Origin of the sequence: Anoxybacillus pushchinoensis, from assembly GCF_900111795.1 — a bacterium.
Classification (GTDB): Bacteria; Bacillota; Bacilli; order Bacillales; family Anoxybacillaceae; genus Anoxybacillus; species Anoxybacillus pushchinoensis.
Genome location: NZ_FOJQ01000091.1, coordinates 1 through 5,796, shown reverse-complemented (window position 1 = coordinate 5,796; position 5,796 = coordinate 1). Strand labels below are relative to the sequence as shown.

8 protein-coding genes and 1 pseudogene are annotated in these 5,796 nt (G+C 43.2%); 3 read left to right on the top strand and 6 right to left on the bottom strand.

Annotated features, from left to right (window positions below):
• On the top strand, positions 1-274 hold a 274-nt coding region (locus BM213_RS14050), incomplete at its 5' end, for a transposase (protein WP_208601928.1).
• A 193-nt stretch (positions 275-467) separates the two neighbouring features.
• Here the strand turns inward: BM213_RS14050 and BM213_RS14045 are convergent.
• Complete coding sequence (locus BM213_RS14045; RefSeq protein ID WP_091705167.1) at positions 468-1,904, bottom strand: aldehyde dehydrogenase family protein; 1,437 nt, start codon at positions 1,902-1,904, stop codon at positions 468-470.
• A gap of 209 nt (positions 1,905-2,113) precedes the next feature.
• Here BM213_RS14045 and BM213_RS14040 point away from each other — a divergent pair, with 209 nt between their 5' ends.
• Positions 2,114-2,404, top strand: coding sequence for a hypothetical protein (locus BM213_RS14040; protein WP_244149315.1), 291 nt, complete (start codon positions 2,114-2,116; stop codon positions 2,402-2,404).
• Positions 2,405-2,425: 21 nt separating this feature from the next.
• Here BM213_RS14040 and BM213_RS14035 read toward each other — a convergent pair whose 3' ends face one another.
• Positions 2,426-2,830, bottom strand: a complete 405-nt coding sequence (locus tag BM213_RS14035) for a protease complex subunit PrcB family protein (protein WP_244149314.1) — start codon at positions 2,828-2,830, stop codon at positions 2,426-2,428.
• 111 nt (positions 2,831-2,941) lie between these two features.
• Here BM213_RS14035 and BM213_RS14030 point away from each other — a divergent pair, with 111 nt between their 5' ends.
• Entirely contained in the window at positions 2,942-4,429 is a 1,488-nt protein-coding gene (locus BM213_RS14030; protein ID WP_091705158.1) for a multicopper oxidase family protein, read from the top strand.
• Between the two features lie 91 nt (positions 4,430-4,520).
• Here BM213_RS14030 and BM213_RS14025 read toward each other — a convergent pair whose 3' ends face one another.
• From BM213_RS14025 to BM213_RS14010, 4 genes and pseudogenes are all read right to left on the bottom strand, one after another.
• A complete protein-coding gene (locus tag BM213_RS14025; protein ID WP_091705151.1) occupies positions 4,521-4,859 on the bottom strand; it encodes a HepT-like ribonuclease domain-containing protein in 339 nt (112 codons plus the stop codon).
• Positions 4,843-5,118 (bottom strand): nucleotidyltransferase family protein, encoded by a 276-nt coding sequence (locus tag BM213_RS14020; protein WP_077428933.1) that lies wholly within the window; start codon positions 5,116-5,118, stop codon positions 4,843-4,845. Before BM213_RS14020 ends, BM213_RS14025 begins: the two co-directional genes overlap by 17 nt.
• 180 nt (positions 5,119-5,298) lie before the next feature.
• Positions 5,299-5,502: a copper chaperone CopZ gene (gene copZ / locus BM213_RS14015; RefSeq protein ID WP_035019187.1), complete on the bottom strand. Its 204-nt coding sequence runs from the start codon at positions 5,500-5,502 to the stop codon at positions 5,299-5,301.
• A gap of 21 nt (positions 5,503-5,523) precedes the next feature.
• Positions 5,524-5,796 (bottom strand): annotated as a pseudogene (locus BM213_RS14010) (heavy metal translocating P-type ATPase); the annotation flags it as partial.

Below are 5,796 nucleotides of genomic sequence, written 5' to 3'. Positions count from 1 at the left end.
GCTTGTGTTGGACAACGCGCGTATTCATTATGCCAAGATGGTGCGAGCATTCCTTGATAGTCAAGAAGGTGCTACTTTTCACTTTATCTTTTTGCCACCGTATTCCCCACAGTTAAACCCTATTGAACGGCTATGGAAGTGGCTAAAAGATGAAGTCATTGCTAACGTCTTGCATAGAGATCAAAAAGACATCGCCCAGTCGATTACTCGGTTTGAACAGCACGTCTTACAGCACCCAGATGAGGTGTTACGCCGCATCGGGTGTGCTGCGTGAATCAGAGGTTAAAATGTCAATTTGGATGTATATATTTGCAGGAAGATGCGTATCAACGGCACGCAACATACGGACAGCAAGACACGTTGCATTCCTCACAATTTAAGGATTTAGCTATTTCATTACAGTATGTATTTGCATGGAGTTAAAACGGCTCTTGTTCAAAATGACAAGAGCCTATCATGTTAAGTTTTTATCGGTTCCGATTGAAGATAATCAGCTTTAGCTCTGTCATTTCTTCGATTGCGTAACGAATTCCTTCTCGACCAAAGCCGCTTTCTTTCACCCCACCGTACGGCATATGATCGACACGGAACGTTGGAATATCGTTAATAAGCACCCCACCGACATGCAGTTTCTCTGCTGCTTCCCATGCGACGTGAACGTTGTTTGTATATACGCCAGCTTGCAATCCATAACGCGAATCATTCACAAGTTCAATCGCTTCATCGATGGAGGAAACTTGATTAATTAACACAATCGGTGCAAATACTTCTTGACATGATACTTTCATTGTCGGTGCCGCGCCTAAAATAACCGTCGGAAGTAAAATATTCCCTTGTCTCTCCCCACCAATAGCCACTGTCGCACCGCCTTGTTTCGCCTCTTCAATCCATTGTAATGAACGCTCGACGTCTTTTTCAGAAATAAGCGCCGATACATCTGTGCTCGGATCAAGTGGATCGCCGACTTTCAACTGCTTCACTGCTACCACAAACTTTTCGACAAATTCTTTATACTTTTTTTCATGCACGTAAATACGTTGCAACGAAATGCACACTTGTCCCTGGAACGAGAACGCACCAACGATGCATCGCGGAATGATACGATCGATATCCACATGCTCATCAATAATGACCGCTGAGTTTGACCCTAACTCCAACGTCACACGTTTCAGTCCCGCTTTGTTGCGAATGCTGATGCCTACTTCCGGACTTCCGGTGAACGTTACCATATTGATGCGCGTGTCAGCGACGATTTGATCCCCAACCGTTTTTCCGCTTCCGGTCACGACATTAAGCGCTCCTTTCGGCAGCCCCGCCTGTTCAAACAGTTCCGCGATAAAATACGCCGAAAGCGGCGTTTGGCTCGCAGGTTTTAACACGACCGTATTTCCAGATGCAATCGCAGGCCCTAGCTTATGCGCTACTAAATTTAAAGGAAAATTAAATGGAGTAATGGCACCAATGACACCAATTGGTTCCCTCACCGTAAATGCGATGCGGTTTTCGCCACCTGGCGCAGCATCAAGCGGAATCGTTTCCCCATGAATACGCTTCGCTTCTTCGGCAGCAAACTTGTATGTTTGAATGGTGCGTGCCACTTCCGCTTTTGCGGTCGTGATCGGCTTTGCTGCTTCTAGGGCAACGAGCTTCGCCGCTTCATCTGCGCGCTGTTGCAACAACGAAACAACTCGCTCTAAAATAGCCGATCGTTCGTGCGCTGGCAATTGGGCCATCGTTCGCCGCGCCTCATCGGCCGCCACAATCGCCCAATTTACATCTTGTTTTGTCGCGATCGGGATCTCCGCCAACACTTCCCTAGAATACGGCGACAAAAGGGGTGTGTACGACTCCGACTCTACCCATTCGCCATTAATATAAAGTTTCTTTTTTTCAGTTGTTTGCATTTCCCCTCTCTTCCTTTCTTCGTTTTTATTTTTAGTAAAACAACGCCTTTTGTTTTCATAACCATAGATGCTACTCATTTTTTATTCTGTTTTCACAGTTTATAATCCTCCACAATCTTTATGGATAAAACGAAAAGCCCACTTCATTTCCAACACATACTGACCCGCTTCGTTGGTGGAATCGCGATGCATATGACAAAGAGAAAAATATGCTTTCAGAACGGATATTGCAACGAGTTCATGACACATTCCCTTTAACAAACATACATGTCCGGCTCATCGGCACACCTGTAACATTTTCTCGCTTTACCCATCGCGCGCTCGGAAAAGTTGGGGGGTATATTCCAAACGGTGCTTTGAGCTTGCTGTCTACGTATTCACCAAAAACAAACATGGAAGGACTTTGGCTTTGTGGCGATACAGTTTTTCCGGGTGCTGATTCAATCAGCTGTGCGTTATCAAGGTGGATCGTTGCTGACGCGATTGACGTAAAAAAATAGCTCTATGCACGAAACATAGAGCTATTTTTTCTTTACTTCTACCGGTATCGTTGTTTCTATTTTTATTGCGATTTTCGGATACGTTAATGCCTGCGTCACGATGGCGTCAGGTGCCGGCTTTCGCTCCTCATAATAGACGACGATTTTCCCTTTTTCGTACGTTACATTGGTGATGACAACATCGTATCCGCCTGTTCTTCTTTCACCGAGATGAATGACAACGTACATCACTCCATCTTGCTGAACCGTATACGTTTTGAATTGTTTATGCTGGCGATCATATAACGCTTTTACATGTTGTGGAAGCTGTTCCTCTGTTACAACATGGTACACTACGTTCTCACCTTCTTCATATCTTTCGTCCGCTTTTGATACACCACAAGCTGAAAGAAATAAACCGATAAGTACAACAATCCATCTCTTCATGCACATTCTCCTTCTTATTTTAAATGACTCTTACCCACATCCACACATTCTCCACACTTCCACACTTTTATTTTACAATAACGGCAGTACGAATGAGAAAGGAGAGATACTATGCTACGAAAACTGCTTATGTTAGTTACACTTACTATATTCACCGCCGCTTGCGCAAATGATTCGTCACAACATTCTATCGAACATAAGCGAAAGGCAAAACAACCAGACGTATTATCCGGAAAAGAAATTCACATCGTTGCTAAAGAGGCACAATGGCAAATAAATGATAACGTAACGGTTCCTGTGTATACGTATAACGGCTCTGTACCTAGCGCGCAAATTCGGGTAAAACAAGGGGAACGAGTAAAAATCATTTTTAAAAACGAACTGCCCGAACCAACGGCGATTCATTGGCACGGCTATCCTGTTCCAATTAGCCAAGATGGCGTCCCCGGCGTCACCATGGACGCAGTAAAACCCGGTGAAACATTTACGTATGAATTTACTGCAACGATACCTGGGACATATTGGTATCATTCACATCAAAAAAGCGCCGAGCAAGTGGATAAAGGATTATACGGGACATTTATTGTTGAACCTGAAGATGAAGAACGTATAGATCGAGATTATACACTCGTATTGGACGAATGGATTAGCCAACAACAGAGCGCATCAACAAATGGCCATGCACATCATTCCGATACACATCACGGTGGCGGTGCGATGACACATGACATGAGCATGTATGATCTTTTTACAATTAACGGAAAAAGCGGCGAGGCCATTGAGCCACTCAAAGTAAAAGAAGGCGAAAAAGTGCGCCTTCGTCTCATTAATGCAGGATATATGTCCCACAAGCTTCATTTACACGGACATGAGTTTAAAATTGTCGCAATGGATGGACAACCGATCAACGATCCAGAACCAGTCAAAGATAAATTGTTGAATATCGCCCCAGGTGAGCGCTACGACATAGAGTTTATCGCCAATAACCCGGGTGAGTGGTTACTAGAATGTCACGGAGATACGAAAGGTATCGATGGCATGAAAGTAAAAATTCAATATGAAGGACAAACAAACAACACGGACAAAGTAAACGCAACAGAAAACCTCCCTGTTGTGGATATAACAACATACGGAAAATATGAAGTAGGTTCATTTACGTTAGACCAAACATATGATGTTGAATACACAATGGATTTAGGAACCGCCATGGGCAAAAATGGCATGGTTTTCACGATTAACGGGAAAACATATCCTGACACAGCGCCGATCAATGTAAAGACAGGAGATTTAGTAAAAGTCAAAATTGTGAACAATTCACCAATGGATGTACATCCAATGCATTTACACGGACATTTCTTCCAAGTATTAAGCAAAAACGGCGAGCCAGTCACAGGCTCTCCATTGATTAAGGATACCTTAAATGTAAACCCTGGTGAAGAATATGTCGTCGCGTTTAAAGCAGATAATCCGGGAAATTGGATGTTCCATTGCCATGAATTGCACCATGCTTCAGCAGGAATGGTCACAGAAGTAAAATATACCGATTACAAATCGGACTATACCCCAGATCCGAATGACACAACGAATAAAGGTGAATAAAAAATGGACCCCCCTCCAAATAAAAATGCTGGAGGGGGTTTTTTGAATAACGAGCTATTCCCCCCCAAAAACAGCGCATACCATTTGAAGTTTAACTTTCATTTAGCAATTGTTCAACGTGCTGTTTTAGCTTAGGAATCTTATTTCGAACAACATCCCAAACAATTCGGTAATTAATGGAGAAATAACCGTGGATCATCATATCCCTCATGCCAGCCATCTTTCTCCATTCGATATGTGGGGATGCCTGTCTAATTTCGTCTGGAATGTTTTTTGCTGCTTCTCCGATCACTAATATGTTTTTAATGACCGCATCTGATATTAAATCATTATCTAGAAAGTCATCATAAGAAAGCCCTTGGGTGTACTTCTCAATTTTTTCTGCAGCGACCAAAATATCTTGCAAAAAGACGCTAGGATCCCTCTGCATACTTAGCACCTCTTAAAATAATTGGCTTTAATGCCGGCTTAATATCATCTACAATCACTAAATCCACTGTTTTTTGAAAATGATCTTCCAAACTCAGTTTCAACCCCATATAATGATCAAACGTCATTGCATCATCCATAAATTCTACTAACACATCAATGTCACTCGATTCCCTTTGTTCTCCCCGACTGTACGAGCCAAATAACCCGATTCGCTTCACACCATACTTTTTCTTCCATAAATCTAAACATTTCGACATTTCATTAAGGATGTCTTGCTGCGATAGCAAATAAATCCCCCCTTTTTTCCGCGCCTGTTATTTTCATTATAACATCCCGCTTTCCCGATATGCTTCAAGAAGAAAAAACTTTCCCCAGCCGAGAACTCGCTTAGGCGGTAAAAAAGTGCCCCGTCATCACTTCGGGGCACCTTCCGTATGTTATTTCACATCATATCCTTGCTCTTCAATCGCTTCTTTCAGTTTTTCTACGCTTACTTTTGTTTCATCATAATCTACATCGACTGTACCTTCTTGCAAATGTACTTCGACGCGGCTGACGCCATCTAACGTTTGAAGTGCATTTGTCACCGCCGCTTTGCAATGTCCGCATGTCATTCCTTGTACTTGTAATGTAATCGTCATCATCCATTCCTCCTTAAATGTTTATATTTTCACGCGTTTCAAACGAAGCGCGTTTGTCACAACGGATACAGAGCTAAATGCCATCGCTGCCCCAGCGATCCATGGTTGTAATAACCCAGCTGCAGCGACTGGAATGCCAACGCTATTATAAAATAATGCCCAAAATAAGTTTTGCCGAATGTTGCGCATCGTTTGTCGGCTCAGTTCAATCGCTTTCGGAATATGGGCTAAATCCCCACCGACCAAGGTAACATCGGCCGTTTCGATCGCGACATCCGCTCCTGTGCCAATCGC

Coding starts and splice junctions, on each gene's coding strand:
- BM213_RS14045 (WP_091705167.1), bottom strand. CDS start 1,904: ATGCAAACAACTGAAAAAAAGAAACTTTATATTAATGGCGAATGGGTA.
- BM213_RS14040 (WP_244149315.1), top strand. CDS start 2,114: ATGCTTTCAGAACGGATATTGCAACGAGTTCATGACACATTCCCTTTA.
- BM213_RS14035 (WP_244149314.1), bottom strand. CDS start 2,830: ATGAAGAGATGGATTGTTGTACTTATCGGTTTATTTCTTTCAGCTTGT.
- BM213_RS14030 (WP_091705158.1), top strand. CDS start 2,942: ATGCTACGAAAACTGCTTATGTTAGTTACACTTACTATATTCACCGCC.
- BM213_RS14025 (WP_091705151.1), bottom strand. CDS start 4,859: ATGCAGAGGGATCCTAGCGTCTTTTTGCAAGATATTTTGGTCGCTGCA.
- BM213_RS14020 (WP_077428933.1), bottom strand. CDS start 5,118: ATGTCGAAATGTTTAGATTTATGGAAGAAAAAGTATGGTGTGAAGCGA.
- copZ (WP_035019187.1), bottom strand. CDS start 5,502: ATGACGATTACATTACAAGTACAAGGAATGACATGCGGACATTGCAAA.